The sequence below is a fragment of the Brevibacillus sp. FW306-2-1A-C05A genome (assembly GCF_058781555.1).
This window is the reverse complement of the sequence record NZ_JBYSWV010000065.1, coordinates 1-18748: the sequence shown is the minus strand read 5'-3', so window position 1 is coordinate 18748 and position 18748 is coordinate 1. Positions and strand designations below refer to the sequence as shown.

The following is an 18748-nucleotide window of genomic DNA, read 5'->3' as shown; positions in this document are numbered from 1 at the left end:
AGCTTTAAGATGTCAAAGTTAAAAAACAGAGAATGAGCGAGAAAACAGGAGAAAACATTACTTTATAGTGGGAGGATTACCAGATGAGCTTTGATCAATTTCCCAAAACAAACCGCCAAAAAATTAACCGTGCCAATGAAGTCACCGAGTTTGACCTGGAAGTGGATATGGAAGTGGATATAGAGGTCACCGAGGATTCAGACCTCGATGAAGATACTCTTGATGTTGATCAGGAGCCAGCAGAGGTATCTTTACCTGCCGATGAAGTGGATGACTCGGATGGACAATCCCTGCCGCTTTCTGCATCTGTACCGCTGTCTAAAAGGAAAACGAAGTCCAACTGGCCCCATTCCTCCGGCGAGCTTCGTTACGGCGAATTTGTGGGGCGTGGCACTGACTTGTATATATTGCAAACAGACAAGAGTGGAAAATTGAAGGAAAAGCGGTTTGCAAATTTGGTGTTTATCAAAGAAACCCAACAGAACATTGACGACGGGATGTACCAGATCGTATTACGATATTGGTTTATAGATCAGTGGCATGAGTTGACGATAAAGAGATCCCAGCTTCAAGTAAACGAATTAACGAAATTACTCGATTATGGTGTTGATGTACCTAACCATAAAGTCCGTCACATTGCAAAATTCTTGTCTTTACAAGAGGATGGGGCACCATTAAAAAAAGTTCATGAGAAGCTTGGGTGGGCGGATCATGATGGGGCTTTGGTTTATAAACATCAGCAGATGATCGGCTCCAATCTCCCGTATTCCTCTGAATATGCTGGAAAATTATCGATTCAAAACGGAACGTATGAGGGATGGAAGCAAGTCATTGAGCAAGAAGTACTGGGGCATATCCCCCTTGAATTTGCGTTGGTATGCGGCTTTGCTTCTCCGCTGATTTCTCTCATTGCCCGGTTCGTCGACATCGAGGTGCTTTTGTTTCATCTCTTTGGCGATACGTCAAGAGGGAAGACATCTGCAATGCGCGTCTTTGTCTCACCATTTGCTCTCCCTTCGAAACAGGAAGGAGGGATCATTTTTCAATGGCTTGGCACCAAAAACGGGATGATGGCCCAGATAGCGGACAAGCATGGTATTCCTATCGCATTTGATGAAGCGTCCATGAACCGAATGAAGGACTTCACGGACATTTTGTATCTTTTGGCCGAGGGACGCGAGAAAGCACGGATGACGAAAGAGATTGAGGAGCGTAAACGCGCATCTTGGAGTGGCATCGTGTTTTCGACTGCGGAACACTCGCTGAAATCAAAGTCAAACCAAAACAGTGGGTTGATCGTTCGGCTACAGGAAATCGGTAACGTGGAATGGACGACTTCTCCGGAAAATGCAGTCGAAATTAAAAACGGATTGCAACAAAACTACGGTCATGCCGGGCCCAAGTTTGTCGAATATCTTCTACGTGAAGGCAAGGACCACATCATTGAACGTTGGAAAAAATGGTCGAAGATTTGCTATGAAAAAATGGAGAGCAAAGATGGCTTGTCCGCGCGTATGGCAGACCGATTTGGGCTCATCCTGGCTACGGCTGAATTGATGAATGAATTGTTTGATTTTCAGGTAAACATCGACGGCATTCTTCAGTTTTTGCTGAAAATCGATCAAGAGAATATCGAAAGTCGAGATCTCGGTGAGCGGGCGTACCAGTACCTGAAGCAAAAGGTAGTTGAATTTCAGGCGCATTTTAACATGGAGGGGGCTCCAGCCATTCGAGATTGCATGGGGAGCATTACTCGCAAGCCTGGCAAAGGGGTCGAAGTCGTGATCATGAAAGAGCCATTTCGCAGGCTCGTGCATGAAGGTGGATTCGATGACAGCTCTGTAGTGCTTCAAAAAATGAAGGCCAAAGGTTATTTGGATCACGAAGAAAAAAAGCTGACAAGAAAACGGAAGGTTGATCCCGACAAACCACGCCTTGATGTTCATATTTTCTTGTTTGACGATTCTTTGCTGGAGATGCTGAAAAGGGCACCACTCCCTTCTCCATTCGTTACCAGCAAAACAAAGCCAGTCGGTATACGAAGTACGGATGATGCAGAGGATTACACAGAGGTAAATGTGACGGATCTGGATTAACTGCAGCCGTGTAGGGACGCGTCCCACTACCCTGACCCGTCCGGTGACGTGCAAATTAGATGTCTCCCAAGGGTTTTGTTTCCCTGACCCACTCGACCCACCTTGTTTGCGAGTGTCATTGAAAAAAAGATCCCAAAGCACGTTCTCGTTCGGTTTGGAAAGATCCCGTACCTGTACAGATCCCTCGAGATGAGCGAGACAGCCTTGGGCGGTTGGTTTCCAGCGGAAAAAAACAGATTGGAAAAGAGCATTTCACTTCAGGCAAATTCACAAAAAAATGTATGTTTATCAGAAAAAAATGATTGGGTCTCCTGGGTCGCGGGGTGTCTTTCCTTGACACGCAAGGCTTCGCCGCGACCCAGCGTGGGTCGATGCGGTGGGTCGCGTCCCACAAAAAAACGTCTTGAAATCTTTTACAGTTAGATATTATTCCTATGAAGAATATAAAGGGAGAGTGACATGATGTACCTGTTTACTGAAGTCGTCCAGAAATTTCTCCAGCACATGCAAGCGATTGAGCGGAGTCCTGAAACAATCAGTGGCTACTCCAAAGATTTAGAGATGTTTACTCGTTTTATGGAAAAAAGGTACAACGGGGCTTTTTACATCGAGGAGGTGAAGGTTAGTGACTTGGAGTCGTTCCTGGAGCAATTGCAAAGGCAAGGGCAAGCACCAGCTAGCCGTTCAAGAAGATTGTACACGCTTCGTTCATTCTTTGACTATGCCTACAAGAAGGAGTTTGTGAAGCGGAATATAGCGCTTTCTGTGGAACCGCCAAAGTTACAGCAAAAGGAGCGGACGCATCTGTCTGAATCCGAAGTCATGCAACTGGTCGATGCGATTGAACACCCGCTTATCAAACTTGTAGTCTTGACCTTGTACTACACAGGGCTGCGTATTTCTGAATGTCTGAATTTGACGTTAGACACAGTAGATTTAGACGAGAAGAGGATTCGTGTCATTGCGGGAAAAGGGAACAAGGATCGTACCGTTCCGATCTCGGACAAGCTACTTCCCTTATTGGTCGAATATGTTAAAAAGCAGCGGCCAAAGGTATCGTCCAATTACTTCTTTGCCACAGGCAAGACGGGAATGCTTTCTCCGGTATATGTGAACAGGGTGCTTGGCGAAACTGTTACCAAACTGAAGTGGAAAAAGAAAGTGACGGCACACATCCTGCGACATAGCTTTGCCAGCCAACTGGTGAAGAAGGAAGTGAACCTGGTCAAAATCCAGAAGCTGTTGGGGCATTCATCATTGAAAGTGACCAGTATTTATACGCACAGCAACATTGAGGAACTGTGCGAAGCAGTTAATGTATTGTAGGTAAGCCTGCTAGACGGGGCCCTCAGCCCCGTCCTTTTTTCCAGCATGTAATTTTCACTATATAATAAGGAAAGGATGCGTGTTGCATGTCATTACCAGAGGATAAAAAACCAGTTTACGACGAACGAGTGAACGCAATCTTGCGTGGATTGGCGGAAGGAAAGTCCAGGGATGAATTGGCCGCAGAGTTCGGGTACAAAAACTACAAGTCACTGGACATTTACATGAGGCGCAAAAACTTTATTTGGGATAGGGTCAAACAGACGTACGTCCCAGAGTTTAGTCGTGTGGATGTAAAGTCAATCCATTCAGCGATTGCTTCGTCACCGAAGGTAGCTAGTGTACTTTCCTTCTTTGAGAAGGAAGGTGCTGATCCAGTGGTAATCGCAAAGCAACTGGGCTTTTCTGACCATCGGGAAATGGCGGACTACATGAAGGGTAAAGGGTACGAGTGGTCGACGGATAAGAAAAATTATGTTCAAAAGATTGGGCTCATTGAAGAAACTGGTGTCATTAATCGCGGACAAACAATGGTCGTATCAGGGGAAGCTGGGACTGGAGTTGAACCACCGATGGGTGTATCTAGTTACGATCAGGATGCCGGGGAAGTGGATTTCACTCGTTTTCTTCCACTTCTTGAGTTGATGGAGAGAAACAAGGAAAAGCTGTTTCGATTAATCCTGCCCGGCCCTAATGGAGCAAAGCTACCAAGATACATGGTTCCTGGGATACTTACGTCAAAAACGATTCACGTACCAAATACGTTGGACAATCTGGTCAAGGAGTATGCGAAGGAGAAAAACATCAATCAACGCGACGTTTTTGAAGTGGCTTTGATTGACTTCTTTCGACGGTACGGGTACGAGCGGGAGATTGACACGCTACTAGGGGAAAGGTGAGGACTGTGGGAAGCGGCAGCGCTGTTCGAAGAGGTTCGAGGTTGCCGTTTTCTTTTTTTCTTCGAGCGTGAGGCGAAAAACAACGAGTGGGAGATGCTCTACAAAAAACGAGCAACATGGGACTTGTTGGCCAAGACAACGAGCAAACCCCTTGGGTTGCTTGGGGAGCGCCTCTCTTTTTGTGAAAATGGGGTGGAAAACTGTCTTTGGGAAATGGTTGATTCCACTTTCTCGTGGTTTCCTTTCTTTTGCAACTTGGTGACTCCATTTTCTATCGTTCTACAAATGGTTGTGCAACACGTTTTGCAAAATCCTTGAGCCGCTTGAGGTTTGTTTCTGAAAATTCCGCCAAATTTCCAGGTTGGGGTTGTGCTATTAACCTCAACTACATCAAAGTTGTATTTAGCAAAGAAGTAGATAAAGAGTCCGCTCAAAATCCAGATAACTATTTCTTGGATGGAGTTAAGTTGACAAGTGCAGACGAATTGTCGCTTCAAGCTGACAAGAAAACTCTGTACATCACCCTCAACAGTGCACTTACTCAAGGTGATAAAGCTTTCTTGGATGTAAAAGGTGCTATTTACAGCGCAGATAAACTGAAAACTGTCCCAGCTTTCCAACAAGAAGTTACTTTTGCTGATGTTACAGCACCAACTGTAGCAAGTGTTGAGGCTGATGGTAACAAAGTAGTAGTTGTTACTTTTGCTGAACCAGTTAAAATAACTGACGCATTTGTAAATGCTGTTAGCTCCAATTTCAAACTGGATGGTCAAGGTCTTAGCAACTTTGCTTTTGATAAAGCCGAAGTTTTGGATGCAACAGATAGCGGTTACGCGACAACTCTTCAATTGGCGTTTGCAGAACCTTTGGCTGCAGGATCTCATAAGCTGACAGTGCCTGCTGGAACAGCAGATGATTTGGTCGATGCTGCTGGGTTTAAAGTAGCTAAGTCCGAAGTGAGTTTCACTGTAGATGCTGTGACAGACGCTCCAAAAGTAAGTGCAGTAACTGGTGAAAACAATGGTACGGTATATGTAACATTTGACCGCGCAATGAGTAATTCTGCTGTTGTCGGTGCTAACTATGTAATTGGTACTGATGAAGCCGAAGCATCCTTTGTATCTGGAACTGGATACAAGAAAGTAAAACTTGTGTTTGACGCAGGTACAGTTGCGAAGGGCGCTAACGTACTTGTAGTTAAAGCGAAAGAAATTAAGGACACCTTTGGCAACGTAGTAGGTACAGAAGATTTGCGACTCACTTTCAACGCCACCGAGGATACTGTTAAGCCTACAGTGACAAATGTTACTCTGGTTGACAGTGCTACAGTTCGAGTGAAGTTTAGTGAAGTTGTAGATGCAGTTTTTGCTAAAAACAAAGCAAACTACACACTGAAAGATGCTTCCGGAAATACTATCACTGATTTCTCAGTTAACCAAGTTGGAACTGGTGCTAACAGCGACACGTATGAACTTAAGTTGGCTACTGGGCACGAATTGAACGGGTCTAAATATACGTTGAAGATTAAGAACGTCCAAGACTTGGCTGCATCTCCAAATGTGATGGATGAGCATACTGCAACCATTACTGGAACTGACACTGTCGCTCCAAATGCTAAAGAGGCAGTACAGGTATCCGATCAGAAGGTTGTTGTCTACTTCGATGAAACAATGCAATCCGAAAGCATTAGTAATAAAGCAAACTTTGCTTTCAAAGATGGCACTGGCAAATTCCGTGCATTGCCTGCAGGCGCAACAGTAACTCCAGGAGATGGAAACAAGAATGTATTGATTACATTCCCGACTTCCTACAAGGTTAACCCAACAACGGGAAATACTGAGTTTGACGTAACTGGCATTCGTGTTTCTAACGTAAAAGATGCTGCTGGTAACGTACTTGATGGTATTGCTAAAGAACTGACTATTGAAGCTAGCGCTTCTTCCAAACCAAAATTGGTTAATGATAGCTTTGTTCTTAAAGCAAGCGGTTCTAAAGTCGTTGCTGAGTTCGAATACAACGACACAGTTACTGAACTTGTAAAAGCAGACTTTAAGGTTGCTGGACAAGAAGCTGATACTGCTTATGTTGCTGGTAAAAAAGTAGTATTGACCTTCTCTAGTGACGATAAGGTATCGGCAATTAAAGCAGCTGGTCCTAATGCAGAACTCACTGTTGTCGGTACCCCTCAGTCAAAGAATGCTTATGGTGTACCAGTAACTGGATCTGACACGCAACCACTTGCAGATGACCAAGTTGCGCCTACTTTGGATGATGCAAATACTGCGGTAGTAGATCCTGAAGCCGATACTATTACACTTTCGTTCAGTGAAAACATTGATGACTCCATTACAGGACTGTACAAAGATGACTTTACTTTTGTCAACCAGTCAACCGGTAAAGTGCTGTCTGTAAAAGCTGTTGCTGTTGATGGCCGCAAGATCACCTTCCACTTTAATGCTGCTGCTAAGGAAGATTTGATTAAAGCAGGAAATAGCATTGTAGTAAAAGCAGTAACTTCTAAGATCGATATTAAGGATTTGGAAGATGCTGCAGGCGATCAAAACAAATATGTACCTACAACTCGTGATACCAATGGTTCTTATGTAGTTAAAGCTCCAGGTCAGGTAACTCCACCAGCAGGGGGCGGTACAGGAACTGACAATGGCGCAGGAACCGGAACTGACAATGGTGCAGGAACTGGAACTGACAATGGTGCAGGAACTGGGACTGACAATGGTGCAGGAACCGGAACTGAGGGTACAACTACTCCTTAACACAATCACGAAACGTTACTTCATAACTCTTAGGAGTGAAAGAAGTGGAGAAATGACCCCTAAGACAAATGCCTTTGGTTGATTCCTAGGTAGGTCTAGGGGTCTTTCTCTAACTATCTTGTTGAATTGATTGGTGTAACTCCAATCCATGAGAACAGCCTATATACTCATGTGCCTAATCCTCCTGCACGGAAAGCAATCCTATACCAACTGCTCCCGTGAAGTCAGGTGAAGTCGTACTTGCTGGAATGCAAGGCGGGGCTCTTTAAAAGTTGACTACGGTCAGGAGACGAATCCATGGTGACCCAATTCGAGATAGCTGTTGCCAGTAATTAAGCGCTAGGGGTTTGGCAACAGTCGATGTGCGCGAGATCGTACAGACGAAGCAGGAACAATTCAGGCTGTTAAACCTGCTTTTCTCGTATTGAATAGTGGGGACCTAAGGTCAGCAAAAGAAGGGATAGACAAGGTGGAACGTTTGAAGTCTTGCCGGAAGAGGTGGGTTAGCACCGGTGATGCCGGTAAGATGGCGGCGGGTTCGTAGTAGTGAGGATGGCTTGCCGTTTGAACCCGTAGTGGCAACACAGGCGGGGAGGGGAAAACTAGCCGGAGCGAAGGAACCCAGTCAGCGGATAAGAAGGATATGAGAACTTACAATGGGCGTTGTAGTTTCTCAAAGCTACAGCTGAATACCAACCAGGTAGGATTGCAGACGAATAGGGTGCTGCAGTCCTATTTGGTGTTTGATCCGATCTTAGTTTGCCGTTGATGGAACGCCGTGTGCGATGAAAATCGCCCGCACGGTGTAGGCTCGAATCGAAAGCCCTCTGAAATAGAAGGGTATAAGTCGAGAAAAGCAATCAAATACCAATCGTTCAAGATCAAATACCAGCTCAGCTTAGGTCAGTAGATGATGGAATATTCACGATAAACGCCAGTCGTGCATTTCGTGATGAAGACAATGATCAGCTTAGGTTGACAGTTGCTTCGGACGATTCATCGGTCGCAACAGTATACATCCAGGGAACAGATCTAGTCATAGCACCGGAAGATGTTGGGATCGTAAATATAACGGTGACGGCTGATGATCAAAAAGGCGGTACCGCTTTTCAGACGTTTATTCTTACAGTAACGAACTCAACACCTGCTAATGCAGCGATTACCAATCCGGGGCGTAATACACGGTTTTCAGAGTTTGAGGTTACGTTTGACGAGCCTTTGGATGCTGGGACTACAGCGATAAACAACATTGCAAACCTGGTCGAAAATTCACGTTTAAATGTTTATTCTCCCGACAACAATGTAAGAGCCACGTTTGATCTGAAATCTGTAAGATGGGATCTTTCCAATCGTAATCGACCAAAATTATATCTTGGGGTTAATAATAGTGCGTTTGCTGCAGGCTACTACAAATACAAGATGGAAATCACTTTTATTTCGAATCAAGTGAAGGATTTGTCTGGTGATGTGACCAGCAGTGCGACAGGTGTGATTCAATAATAAAACACTTCCGCTGCGTCCAAAGATGCTAGAAAAGGAGTCTGCCTCGAAAAGGACGCAGGCTCTTCCTTTTTGTCTGGACTAACTGCAAAACACTAAGAAAACTCGCTGCATAACTCTTCCTGAGGGATTGCCCCTCTGTGCTTTCTAATAAAATTATGTCAGATAAAACGGGTAAATACCCTGCATAATATAAAGAATGCAGTCAGAAGCCCTCTTCCCCGCCCACGTTTTCCTTTTCCCCTCACTTTTTTCCTCACGCCATCCCAGCCGTAATGACCGTAAAATCAAACATATATTATTCCCTTGATCTCGGAAAGAAAGGAGGTTCCAGCAGGAGTGTCGAACACGCATTCCAGTGGTATAATGGTAGTACAGACAACGGACGGAGAAGGGAGCGTGATGACGTGACCAAACTAATGGACTTGAAGATCGACTTTGCGTTCAAGCAAGTGTTCGGCAAAGCGGGAAACGAACCGATCCTCCTGGCCTTTCTGAATGCCGCGCTCCAATTGCCGAAGGAAAAGCGAATCACTTCGGTGGAAATTCTCAATCCTGAAATCAATCGGGAACACATCGAGGATAAGGCATCCGTGCTGGATATCCACGCCAAGACAGAGCAGGGGGAGCACGTCAACATCGAGATTCAGCTGGCGAACAAGTTCGACATAGAAAACTTGGCGATTGCCTAGCGTATGCGACGGCAGAGCCATAGTTGCACTTGTGTCTAACCAGAGTGCCAATGCAATCTGGTTAGACCATGGAGAAGCGTACCCTGTACTACTGGTCACGCATCTACTCGGCCCAAATGCAAAAAGGAATGCCGTACACGGAACTGGCGAAGACGATCACGATCAACATCCTCAATTTTCGCTTTCTGCGGGAAACTGAGCGGTTCCACACCACATTCCACCTGTACGAGGATCAGGAGCAGTTTCCGCTGACAGATGTGATGGAGATTCACTTCATGGAGATCCCGAAGCTGATGGACAAGTGGGAACAGCGGGCGGTCAATCCGCATGACAATGAGCTGGAGAGATGGTTGCTGCTGCTGGAGGCGGACGATCACGAGGAAATTCGCAAGGAATTGGAGGCGATAGCGATGCAAGATCCGGTCATGAAACGGGCGTTTGACGAATGGGAAGACCTGAGCCGTGACGAGAAGAAGTGGGTCGAGTACGAGTCTCGTCGGAAGGCGATTCTGGACGAGATGGCGGCTGTAAGGGAGGCAGAAATCCGGCAGCAGAAGGCTAGAGAAGAAGGCTTGTTAGAAGGAAAGCTTTTAGTAGCAAAGGAAATGCTTGCGGAAGGAGAGAGTCCAGAACGCATTGCAAAGCTGACTAAACTCCCCTTAGAAGAAATAGAAAAACTGAAACAGCAGCTTCACTAACCGAAGCTTAAAACGACTCACAGACGACCCTGTGTCTAATTAAAGGATGCAGGGTCTTTTTGCGTTGCCAAAAACAAATAAGGAGATGAGAAGCATGTTGTTTCCGAATTTGCCGATCAAAACGGCGGGAGGCAAAGTCTTTTGGGACACCCTCGACAGGAGAAACGTAAGCGTCAAATCCGGCACACCTACAAATCAGAAATGTCCCGTGAGATAATCTTCCCCAGAACGATACGAGGAGCAGTTCCGACTGGCCCAGCAAAAACGTTTCGGTGCCTCCAGCGAGAAGACGCATCCGGATCAACTGGAGCTGAACCTGTTCAACGAAGCCGAGGTGCTGGCGACTCCTGCCGCTCAGGAACCGGATGTAGAAACGGTTACGTACAGCCGTAAAAAGTCAGCTGGCCGAAAATCCAAGCTGGATCAGTTCCCCGTGGAAACGATCCTCTATGAACTGCCGGAAACGGAGCAAGTTTGCGCATGCTGCGGAGGTCCTCTCCACGAGATGAGTACCGAGACCCGTAACGAAATCACGGTCATCCCGGCAGAAGTGAAAGTCGTGCGTCATGTTCGCCAGGTGTATGCTTGCCGCCGCTGTGAACGAGAGGAAATTCGCACGCCCATCGTCACGGCTCCGATGCCAGAGCCTGTCTACCCCGGAAGCCTCCGCTAACTTGCCGCGTGGGCCCTGAAACAGAGCCGAACATACGCTTCTAACGAGATTTGCATACTATATTATTAATAGGAATATGACGGAAAGGAGGTTTTCACGGGAGTGTCTGAACAGCGCTCCGGTGGTATAATGGTAGTACAGACAACGGACGGAGAAGGGAGAGTGATGATGTGACCAAACTGATGGACTTGAAGATCGACTTTGCGTTCAAGCAAGTGTTCGGCAAAGCGGGAAACGAACCGATCCTCCTGGCCTTTCTGAATGCCGCGCTCCAATTGCCGAAGGAAAAGCGGCTCTCTTCGGTGGAAATCCTCAATCCCGAAATCAATCGGGAACACATCGAGGACAAGGCATCTGTGCTGGACATCCACGCCAAAACAGAGCAGGGGGAGCATGTCAACATCGAGATTCAGCTGGCGAACAAGTTCGACATGGAGAAGCGTACCCTGTACTACTGGTCACGCATCTACTCGGCCCAAATGCAAAAAGGAATGCCGTACACGGAACTGGCGAAGACGATCACGATCAACATCCTCAATTTTCGCTTTCTGCGGGAAACTGAGCGGTTCCACACCACATTCCACCTGTACGAGGATCAGGAGCAGTTTCCGCTGACAGATGTGATGGAGATTCACTTCATGGAGATTCCGAAGCTGATGGACAAGTGGGAACAGCGTGCGGTCAATCCGCATGACAATGAGCTGGAGAGATGGTTGCTGCTGCTGGAGGCGGACGATCACGAAGAAATTCGCAAGGAATTGGAGGCGATAGCGATGCGAGATCCGGTGATGAAACGGGCGTTTGACGAATGGGAAGACCTCAGCCGCGACGAGAAGAAGTGGGTGGAGTACGAGTCGCGCCGGAAAGCGATTCTGGATGAGATGGCGGCTGTAAGGGAGGCTGAAATTCGACAGCAAAGGGCTAGAGAAGAAGGTTTGGCGGAAGGTCGGGAGGAAGGCAGAACTGAGGTAGCCAGAAACATGCTTGCTAGAGGCATGAAAGTTTCCATTGTAGCTGAGTTAACAGGACTTTCGGTAGAAGAAATCGAAAAACTAAAGCAGCAACTTCACTAGACTCACCATTTCCCCTTGTCCTGATGTGACGAGGGGTTTTCTCTTTTGTAGAAAACGAATTCCACACCAGAAAGGGGGCAGAAAATCCGACTTCCGTCCGCTCCATTGCTTGCAAAACAATTCCATAAACGTAAACATCAACGCACAAGTATACGTAGGCGTTGACGGAACCAAAACATCAGAGCAGGAGTGGACGAGATGAACGACACGAAATCAATCTTTGCTAGAGTACTTGCCCAGCAGGAAGCGAAAAAGGCTGCACAAGCAGCCGAAAACCAACAGCAGGGAGCTTCCACAGAGAGAGCAAATGTAGTACCTCTCAAGGCAGCGGAACAAAAAATCCAGGAAAGGGGGAACCATGCACCGAAACCGCCGGAAGGTCAACAGGCCAAGCCGTTGAGAGTAAAACCACGGCCAACAAACAAGGCAGAAGGCACAGATAAAGCTTTCAAAGCGGAAACTGTACTGCCACCGTCACAGCAGCTGTCTTCGATGAAAATCCCGAAAAGACAAGCCCCGTTCGAGAAACGGTACCGAAGGGTCACGACGTACCTGGAGAACGGCGTGTACGACAAAGTGCAGCAGCTGTACGAGTCGGGGGAGATCGACCGGATCAGCAACCTGGTCAACACGGCAGTCAGGCTGTACCTCATGAAACACTACGGGTACGGCAGCAAAGTGTAGCCCCAAATCCCGCGCAGACCGCTTTGTACGCGAGCAAAAACGAAAAAGTGATGCAACCCACAGCCCTACGTCCCTGAGCGGATGTAGGGCCTTTTTGCGTTGTGTTTGGAAAGGAGGAAGGAAGCTTGGACGAGATCACGCAGTTTGAGCAGTACCTTGTGGAAAACGGCATCGCGCCGAAAACGATCGAGTCCTACGTGGGGGACGTAAGAGGATTCTGCGAGTACCTGCGGAAGATGGGCGTGGAAAGCGAGACAGACCTGAAACGATTTTACGTGGTCAGCTACAAGAACCATCTCGTCGAAAACAAGTACGCCGTCGCGACGATCAACAAAAAAATCAATTCCCTGCAGGCGTACAACCTCTACCTGATCGAGAAAGGCATCCTGACGGAACAAGTCGTCACCCTGCAACGGGATCGGATCAAGGTGGCCGCTGGCAGCGAAGGGGAAGTGGACGTGTTCACCGAGCAGGAAGTCAACCAGCTGCTCTTTTTCGTCCAGGACAGGAGCAAGGTCAGCCTGCGGAACCACTTGATCGTCCATCTTCTCCTCTACACAGGAGTGAGGGTGAGCGAACTGTGTGGCATCCAGCTGGGTGACATCGACTACCTGACCAACACCCTTAGGGTCACAGGCAAGGGAGGGAAGTACCGTGAGATCCCGCTCCGTCCTGACCTTGCGGAACTCATCCGTGAGTACGTCCGGACGGAACGGCAGGAGAACAAGCACAAGGACAGTCCCTACCTGCTACTCAGCCAGCGTGCGCCCAAACTGCACAAGGACGCGGTCAACACCATGCTGGAAGGACTGGAGAAGCAACTGGGCTTCAAGATGTACCCGCACAAATTCCGGCACACGTTCTGCTCCCGACTGCTGAAAAAGGGAGTCCCGCTCACAACGGTTTCCAAACTTGCAGGCCATGCTCACATCCAGACCACCGCTCATTATTACATCAACACCAGCAAGCAGGAGAAAGAGTTGGCGGTCAACCTCCTCTAGTGTCATCTACTGGTACTTCTCTTGCTCCCACTCAAAAACGGACTTCACAAGTTTCAGGGCCAAAGCGCGGTCTTGTTTGGAGCGCTCCGTTAGCAGATCAATCAGTTGGCGAAGCTCGTCTGGTCGTGGGGAAGGGTCAATGTGCCGGAACAGATCTTCCATCGAAACGCCAAGACCTTTGGCGATCTTCTCCAGGCTCTCCACCGTGACGTTCTTTTCCCCACGCTCAACTTGTCCCACATAGTTCGTATGTAAACCGGACAATTCGCCTAATTGTTCCTGGCTCATCCCCTTCTCTCTTCGGAGAAAGCGGATTCGATTGCCTAATCGCTTGACCAACTCGGTCATGGAAACCACCTCAAGACAAGCTTACGGGAGGAAAAGAAAAGGGAACACAAGCTATAAATGTGAATTGACAGAAAGATAACACCAAAAGATAATAATTAATGAAGTTTTCCAATCAATAGTGTGTAGTGGTAACCCAATCTAGCAAAAACGGAGGCAAGAAACATGGACGCAATTCTTTTCTACGGCATCATCATTCTACTGGCACTCGGCTTTCTCTCTTTTGCCTGGCTCATTGTAAGGGGATGGCTGGAGCTCATCTTTTCCTTCCTACTCGGGGTGTTCAAACTTCTGTGGAACATCATCAAAGTGGCGTTCTGGGTCGTCGCCTTGCCCTTCAAGCTGCTCGGTTTTCTCGTCAGACTGGTGCTGCCGAAAAGAGCCAAACGAAAAGATGCAGAAACGCCAGAAGTGCAAGCCTAATCGACAAAAGAAAGTATTTTTGAGGCATTCTGCCGCCCGTAACAGGGACGGTGGGATGCCTTTTCTCATTTTGTAGCCAGTAAACGAGGAGGACATACATGCAGACACCAGCGGAACAGTACGAGCAGTTGGTAGGGGAAGAAGACAGAGTCGTGTTCGGCATCCAGACATGTGAACATTGTGTCACGCTGCTGCTGGACAATCTCTACCGGACTGGAGAGGCACAGAATCAAGACACCTACACCGAGATTCTCAAAATCATTCACGAAGTCGAACAGCGACTGAGGAGAGAATGGCTTGAGCTAAAAATCAAAAAGGCAGTTTTGGCCCATCAGATGCAACAGAAAGGGGATGTGTAGCATGAGAACGATCAAAACCTTGGCAGATGTACACTGCTTGCAGGCAGCGCAGGTGTTTTCTCCGAGCTTTCTGTCGTACTTGGAGGAAGAGTTTCTGGGACTAAAAGAGGCGTTCGACTTCGACGGTCTGGACGAAGCATTCACGTTGGACACATACGGCTACATGGTTGTGCTGGAGAAGGGAGACAACCTGCGGGATCTGAGCGTGGTCGGCCTAAGCAGAGAGGACGGGGGACTTCTCGGCAGCCTGCCGGAGTTTGTCGAGAAGGTGGAACGAAACGGCGAGTGCTGGTACAAGGTGGTCGTGATCTACACCAACGAGTACGGGATGGCCTTCTACGTCCCGGCAAAAGCAATCTCTGACGACAACGAAATCCAAAACTGGTTGGAGGAGCATGTAGAATGAGTCAAAACAGAGAAGTCGCCAAACGAGTCAACATCGTCCGAGTCAAAATGGTACGGGAAGCAAGCCTCCTGTACCCGCAGCGCCGCATTAGGATGGCAAGGGATGTCGTAGAACTGTTCCAGACGTTTCTGCAAGAAACGGATCGGGAGCAGTTCTTTTTGCTTTGTCTGAACACCAAAAACGAGCCGACTGCGCTGCACACTGTTTCGATCGGCTCCCTGGACGCAAGCATTGTCCATCCAAGAGAAGTGTTCAAGGTCGCCATTCTCTCCAACGCCGCTGTTTTTCGCAAGTCAAAAATACAGAGAATCGCTGCGGATTTGTGCATAGGCACGGCCAACGCTGAAGATTATGACGATCTCACTCCGGATAGCGCATTTCGTAGCCGGTAGCTCTCGCCGGTGAAAGCCAGGACGTGTGCGTGGTGAACGAGTCGGTCCACGAGCGCTGCTGTCAGTCTGGCATCTCCAAACACCGTGTTCCACTGGCCAAACTCAAGGTTAGAGGTGACAATCACACTCCTTTGCTCATAGCATTCGGAGATGACGTTAAACAGTAGTTCAGCTCCGTCTTTGTGAAAGGGCACAAACCCCATTTCGTCGAGGATGAGTAACTCAGCCTTCTGCAACTCCCGCTGAAAACGGCTAAGCGTCCCGGATTGGTACTTGTCCTGTAACGCGGCCACAAGGTCATGCACCCGAAAGAATCGTACCTCGTACCCTCGTCGGCAAGCCTCCACGCCTGGTGCCGTTGCCAGGTGGGTCTTGCCTGTTCCCACTTTGCCCAGCATCATCACGTTCTCTTTCCGCTCGAGAAATGCCAGATCCGTTAGGAGCTCACGACTGCAATGCGCTGGGAAGGTGACTGCTCCGAAATCGAGTGCAGCACCCATGTCGGACATCTGGTGTGTATCTAACAATCGACGAATCAGAGCCACACGAGATTTCCTCAGATCGATATCCTCCACTTGCACGAATCTGCGGACGGAAGCAGGCATGAACCTCGCCAGATCGGAGTACATCACCGTCCTTGGCTTTCTCAGGTAACCCTCAAACACATCTGTCCACTCAATCGGGATTGCCTTTTCCGTGTACGGGCGAGGCAACGTCCCCAGGTGTCGGTACTCTCCGTCGCCCGACAAAACCTCGATCTCGTCCCATTTCACCTTGAGCAATACGGGATCTAGCGCACGGCACTGCGGTAGTGGATATGTGGTTGTTTCAAACCGGAGTTCCCGATATTTGTTCAAGCGGGCCGGTTCAAGCCTGAAAACCTCAAACGCAACGGGAAGGACATAATCAGCACTTTGCGCTCCACGAGTTGACCTGGTTGCCCAACATAGGCTGTACCAAAATCAACCTGTGCCTCGCCGCCGGGGTGTTCGAGTCGTTCATAGCTTTCGGCACGTTCCAGCTTGAGTTCTTTTCGGCGTTTGGCTACATATTCTTCAACAGTGCGTCGTCCGCCCTCAAACCTGTATTCATCACGCAGACGATCAAAGATTCGCTTCGCGGTATAACGCTGTTTGCGGGGCAACGCCTGCTCCTCCGTTAACCAAGTATCAATGATGTCAAGATACGGACCGAGAACGGGATATCGTCTCTTGCGCCGACAAACGGGTTCATTCCAATCGTCCTTTGTGGCGTATTTCTTGGCTGTCCGCCAATTGACTCCCATGGCTCTCGCAATCTCCGAGATTGAATAATCCTCATTCTCGTACAAAAATTTGATATACTGTTGCTGTGGCACTTTCAACATTCCTCTCACATCTCCCTGGTTCTTCTGGACAAAGACCAAGGTAGACTTAATAGAGTGATGTTGGCAAGTGCCTATTTATTTTTCCGCCTTGTAAAACGCAGGCTAGCTCTGCATTTTTACGCTGCGATTTTCTGTACTTTTATTATGCGATATACACCAGGTACGCTGAGAAGGCTCTTACATCCCCGACGTAGGATTCAATCGTTTTCGGCGCGATCCCGTTCTCCACAAGATACTCTGTGAATTGCTGAATCACGTCCATCTTTTTAGCACCTCCTGACATGCAAAAAGACCCTAGGGCTAATCGTTAGCCTTCGGGTCTACGCGTTTGATCCGGCGAACTTGCGAAACGCACGACACATCTCGCCTTCGTCATCTCCCCACGCCTGTCTGATGTCCTCCGGGTCGAGAATGCGAAAATGTCCGGTGAGCCTGTTCCGCTGCAGCTTCCACCCGTTTCTCCTGTCCAGGGTGTCCCAGAGCACTTTGCCGCCCGCCGTTTTGGTTGGCAGGTTTGGAAACAGCATGTGCGAACACCTCCTTTCCCTTTCTTTGAACGCAAAAAGACCCTGCATCCTTTGCTTGGACACAGGGCCGATCGGTTCTGGAACGTTTTTGAGCCTCGTACAGCGTCAGCGGTGGCAGATGCGGCACCTTCTGCCGCTGCTTTGGATACAGACGCTACTTGCGGAACATGGAGGGGAAGGCTAGTGAAGTTGCTGCTTTAGTTTTTGAATTTCATCTGGAGAAAGTTCCGTGTACCTTGCAATTTTGTCGATTGGTTCCCCATCTGCTAACATATTCAATGCCATTTTGATTGCCTTTTGCCGCTCGCCTTCCGCTTTTGCTCCCTTAATCATGTTGAGCTCATCCTTCAGCGCCTTCTCCCGCAACTCGTACAACCTGCGAGCCTCGGCATCCTGGCTCAGAAATTCAAGGACGTTGACCGCCTTGCGAATCGTCGGTTCGCTCATCGCCAATTCCTCCAGTTTCTTTTTGCTCTCGGCTTTAAAAAACAGCATCCACTTGACCAACATATCGCTGGTTTCCTGGTGCACTCCTGATACCTTGGGCAATTCGAGAAAGTGGATCTCCAGATCGTCGGTTAACACAAATCCTTTCTCATCCTCCCGCAGCCGAAACACACTGTGGTAGTTCTCTGTCGGAAGGTACTCAAAGTCTATGATCCTGATCGTGACCGTTTTTTTGAGGTTCCGGTACGGTTCACCTTCGGCCAGCTGTCCCTCGTACATCTTTGCCCAATAGTACAGGGAGCGCTTCTCCATGTCGTACTTGTTGTGAAGCTGCACTTCGATGTTGATCTGTTCGCCCGTCTTCGTTTTCGCTCTCACATCGAGGATGGAAGCCTTGTCTCCGACCTGATCGGCGTTGATGTGCGGATCAACCAGGATGATTCCTTCAGCTCTTTACCTTCCTCCGGTTTCAGCGTGGCATTGAGAAACGATAGCAACAGATCTTTGTTTTCCTCGGTGCCAAAGATTCGTTTGAACACAAAATCGACGATTGGATTCATCCGCTTGGTCACGCCATCACTCTCCCTTCCCCGTCCTTTGTCTGTATTACCATTATACCACCGGAGCGCGGTTCAGACACTCCTGCACAAACCTCCTTTCTGTTCTATCTAAGGGAATATTAAATGTCTGAAATTGGGTTTGAATCGGTTTTTGGTGATGAGGAAAGGGATGGGGGACAGCGAGGGCCGGAAAGTGGGAAACCGACTAGACTGGCTGCAGTTTTTATATTAATCAGCGGGGGTTTCAGGCAAAAAGGTTCGCACGCTTGTTCGCTCGTATGCAAGCGATACCGCCGATCTTTGAACGACAGGATTTTTCAGTGAGCTTAGGTAGAGTTTTGCAGCGAGTTATGTTGTGTCCAGCAAAAACGGGAATGAAGAGGGAAAGCCGTAGCGAGAATACATGAAAGCTGCTACGAGAGCAAGTGAAAGCCGCAACGAGAACAAGCGAAAACAGTATCGAAAACAAAGCACAAGCCCTGTACAAGCCCCACGAAACCCTCCCCC

The 18748-nt window shown here is 48.3% G+C and carries 17 protein-coding genes and 3 pseudogenes; 14 read left to right on the top strand and 6 right to left on the bottom strand.

Annotated features, from left to right (window positions below; all coding sequences use genetic code 11):
* The first annotated feature begins 83 nt into the window (after nucleotides 1-83).
* The 10 genes and pseudogenes from AC3WJN_RS23850 to AC3WJN_RS23805 all read left to right on the top strand — a co-directional run bounded on the left by AC3WJN_RS23850 (nucleotide 84) and on the right by AC3WJN_RS23805 (nucleotide 13416).
* Nucleotides 84-2096, top strand: a complete 2013-nt coding sequence (locus tag AC3WJN_RS23850) for a DUF927 domain-containing protein (RefSeq protein WP_007786465.1) — start codon at nucleotides 84-86, stop codon at nucleotides 2094-2096.
* A gap of 459 nt (nucleotides 2097-2555) precedes the next feature.
* The gene (locus AC3WJN_RS23845; protein ID WP_007786466.1) at nucleotides 2556-3422 is read left to right on the top strand and encodes a tyrosine-type recombinase/integrase; all 867 of its coding nucleotides are present in this window, start codon (nucleotides 2556-2558) and stop codon (nucleotides 3420-3422) included.
* Between the two features lie 86 nt (nucleotides 3423-3508).
* A complete protein-coding gene (locus AC3WJN_RS23840; RefSeq protein ID WP_005834985.1) occupies nucleotides 3509-4321 on the top strand; it encodes a hypothetical protein in 813 nt (270 codons plus the stop codon).
* A 248-nt stretch (nucleotides 4322-4569) separates the two neighbouring features.
* A complete protein-coding gene (locus tag AC3WJN_RS23835; RefSeq protein WP_492329340.1) occupies nucleotides 4570-7095 on the top strand; it encodes a hypothetical protein in 2526 nt (841 codons plus the stop codon).
* 975 nt (nucleotides 7096-8070) lie between these two features.
* Complete coding sequence (locus AC3WJN_RS23830; RefSeq protein ID WP_035317671.1) at nucleotides 8071-8595, top strand: hypothetical protein; 525 nt, start codon at nucleotides 8071-8073, stop codon at nucleotides 8593-8595.
* A gap of 407 nt (nucleotides 8596-9002) precedes the next feature.
* A pseudogene (locus tag AC3WJN_RS23825) lies at nucleotides 9003-9985 on the top strand (Rpn family recombination-promoting nuclease/putative transposase).
* 232 nt (nucleotides 9986-10217) lie between these two features.
* Nucleotides 10218-10652: pseudogene (locus AC3WJN_RS23820) on the top strand (IS66 family transposase zinc-finger binding domain-containing protein); the annotation flags it as partial.
* A 176-nt stretch (nucleotides 10653-10828) separates the two neighbouring features.
* The gene (locus AC3WJN_RS23815) at nucleotides 10829-11731 is read left to right on the top strand and encodes an Rpn family recombination-promoting nuclease/putative transposase (protein WP_433947732.1); all 903 of its coding nucleotides are present in this window, start codon (nucleotides 10829-10831) and stop codon (nucleotides 11729-11731) included.
* Between the two features lie 492 nt (nucleotides 11732-12223).
* Nucleotides 12224-12415 carry a hypothetical protein gene (locus AC3WJN_RS23810; protein ID WP_237716664.1) on the top strand — a complete coding sequence of 64 codons (192 nt, stop codon included), beginning with the start codon at nucleotides 12224-12226 and terminating at the stop codon, nucleotides 12413-12415.
* 125 nt (nucleotides 12416-12540) lie between these two features.
* Nucleotides 12541-13416 carry a tyrosine-type recombinase/integrase gene (locus tag AC3WJN_RS23805; protein ID WP_007784964.1) on the top strand — a complete coding sequence of 292 codons (876 nt, stop codon included), beginning with the start codon at nucleotides 12541-12543 and terminating at the stop codon, nucleotides 13414-13416.
* A gap of 6 nt (nucleotides 13417-13422) precedes the next feature.
* Here AC3WJN_RS23805 and AC3WJN_RS23800 read toward each other — a convergent pair whose 3' ends face one another.
* Nucleotides 13423-13764 (bottom strand): helix-turn-helix domain-containing protein, encoded by a 342-nt coding sequence (locus AC3WJN_RS23800; protein ID WP_007784963.1) that lies wholly within the window; start codon nucleotides 13762-13764, stop codon nucleotides 13423-13425.
* Nucleotides 13765-13926: 162 nt separating this feature from the next.
* Here AC3WJN_RS23800 and AC3WJN_RS23795 point away from each other — a divergent pair, with 162 nt between their 5' ends.
* From AC3WJN_RS23795 to AC3WJN_RS23780, 4 genes are all read left to right on the top strand, one after another.
* Nucleotides 13927-14184 carry a hypothetical protein gene (locus AC3WJN_RS23795; RefSeq protein WP_007784960.1) on the top strand — a complete coding sequence of 86 codons (258 nt, stop codon included), beginning with the start codon at nucleotides 13927-13929 and terminating at the stop codon, nucleotides 14182-14184.
* A 98-nt stretch (nucleotides 14185-14282) separates the two neighbouring features.
* The gene (locus tag AC3WJN_RS23790; protein WP_007784958.1) at nucleotides 14283-14543 is read left to right on the top strand and encodes a hypothetical protein; all 261 of its coding nucleotides are present in this window, start codon (nucleotides 14283-14285) and stop codon (nucleotides 14541-14543) included.
* Nucleotide 14544: 1 nt separating this feature from the next.
* The gene (locus AC3WJN_RS23785; protein WP_007784956.1) at nucleotides 14545-14949 is read left to right on the top strand and encodes a hypothetical protein; all 405 of its coding nucleotides are present in this window, start codon (nucleotides 14545-14547) and stop codon (nucleotides 14947-14949) included.
* Nucleotides 14946-15341 carry a JAB domain-containing protein gene (locus tag AC3WJN_RS23780; protein WP_007784953.1) on the top strand — a complete coding sequence of 132 codons (396 nt, stop codon included), beginning with the start codon at nucleotides 14946-14948 and terminating at the stop codon, nucleotides 15339-15341. Before AC3WJN_RS23785 ends, AC3WJN_RS23780 begins: the two co-directional genes overlap by 4 nt.
* On the opposite strand, the gene istB is transcribed toward AC3WJN_RS23780, so the two are convergent.
* From istB to AC3WJN_RS23755, 5 genes and pseudogenes are all read right to left on the bottom strand, one after another.
* A complete protein-coding gene (gene istB / locus AC3WJN_RS23775; RefSeq protein ID WP_007784951.1) occupies nucleotides 15299-16198 on the bottom strand; it encodes an IS21-like element helper ATPase IstB in 900 nt (299 codons plus the stop codon). The two genes, AC3WJN_RS23780 and istB, sit on opposite strands and share 43 nt — an antisense overlap.
* On the bottom strand, nucleotides 16195-16707 hold the full coding sequence (locus tag AC3WJN_RS23770) for a transposase (protein ID WP_007784949.1): 513 nt from the start codon (nucleotides 16705-16707) through the stop codon (nucleotides 16195-16197). Before AC3WJN_RS23770 ends, istB begins: the two co-directional genes overlap by 4 nt.
* A gap of 142 nt (nucleotides 16708-16849) precedes the next feature.
* Nucleotides 16850-16969, bottom strand: coding sequence for a site-specific integrase (locus AC3WJN_RS23765; protein WP_005836701.1), 120 nt, complete (start codon nucleotides 16967-16969; stop codon nucleotides 16850-16852).
* A gap of 58 nt (nucleotides 16970-17027) precedes the next feature.
* On the bottom strand, nucleotides 17028-17234 hold the full coding sequence (locus tag AC3WJN_RS23760; RefSeq protein ID WP_003842539.1) for a hypothetical protein: 207 nt from the start codon (nucleotides 17232-17234) through the stop codon (nucleotides 17028-17030).
* A 180-nt stretch (nucleotides 17235-17414) separates the two neighbouring features.
* Nucleotides 17415-18253 (bottom strand): annotated as a pseudogene (locus AC3WJN_RS23755) (Rpn family recombination-promoting nuclease/putative transposase).
* Nucleotides 18254-18748: the final 495 nt, after the last annotated feature.